General features: G+C 80.1%; 1 protein-coding gene. It reads right to left on the bottom strand.

Going from position 1 to position 1,006, the window contains the following annotated elements; all coding sequences use genetic code 11:
• On the bottom strand, positions 1 to 943 hold a 943-nt coding region (locus CCN51_RS47270; RefSeq protein ID WP_086860995.1), incomplete at its 3' end, for a sensor histidine kinase.
• Positions 944 to 1,006 lie beyond the last annotated feature (63 nt).

The raw sequence follows: 1,006 nt of genomic DNA on the forward strand, positions 1-1,006 counted from the left end.
CCGGCGCGCCGGGGGCGTGTCGGCGGGCGTTGGTCAGGGCCTCCTGGACGATGCGGTAGGCGGTGAGCTGAAGGCCCGGGTCCAGGGGGGTGATCCGGCCGCGTACGACGAGCCGGACCCCGCCGCCCGCGGTGTCGCGGGCCTCGTCGACCAGGGTGAGCAGCTGGTCGAGGCCGGGCTGCGGCCGGCGCGTCGCGGGCGCCTCGGCCGACGCGTCGTCGCGCAACACGCCCAGCAGACGGCGCATTTCGGTGAGCGCCTGCCGGGCCGTGTCGCCGATCGCCAGTAGCCGTTCGGCGCCCAGCGGCGGCAGCCCGGGGGTGGTCAGCCGGGCGGTCTCGGCCTGCACGGACAGGGTGGAGATGTGGTGGGCGACGACATCGTGGAGCTCCCGGGCGATCCGGGCCCGCTCGCCGCGCGCCGCGTGTTCCAGCACGGTGTGCGCGTACGCCCCCTCGGCCGCGGACCGGGCGGCGGCCTCCCCGCCGGCCCGCCGTGCCGCGCCGGCCGCGAGCGCGGCCGCGGCGCCCGCCAGCAGCGCCACGCCGAAGGGCTTGCCGCCCGCCGCGGTCGGGGCCGGGCCCAGCGCGTATGCCACGAAGGGGACGGCGAGCAGGAGCGCGGTGCGGGGCGGGCAGCGCAGTCCGGTCAGGTAGAGCAGTGCCGCCAGGGCGGGCAGCGCGGCGGCGCAGGGCAGCCGGCCGCTGAGCGGGGTCAGCAGGGTCGCGGCCGTCACCGCCGTGGCGGCGGGGAGGAGTTGGCTGCGGGCGAAGGCGAGCGGCGCGGTCGAGCCGAGGACCAGGGCCAGGGTGAGCGGGATGTCGGCGGCCGGGGGCCGGTCGTCGAGGGGTACGACGGCCTGGAGCAGCCCGGCGGCGCACAGCGCCGCGGCCGCCACGAGCGGCAGGTCCGGGGCGCGGCCGAGCCGCCGCAGCGCCGACACCCCACGCCCGGCCGCCCTGCGCGCCCCGACCGCCCCTCGCCCGTCAGAGACACGCCCGACCGC

The sequence above is a fragment of the Streptomyces milbemycinicus genome, assembly GCF_002154605.1.
GTDB classification, from domain to species: Bacteria; Actinomycetota; Actinomycetes; order Streptomycetales; family Streptomycetaceae; genus Streptomyces; species Streptomyces milbemycinicus.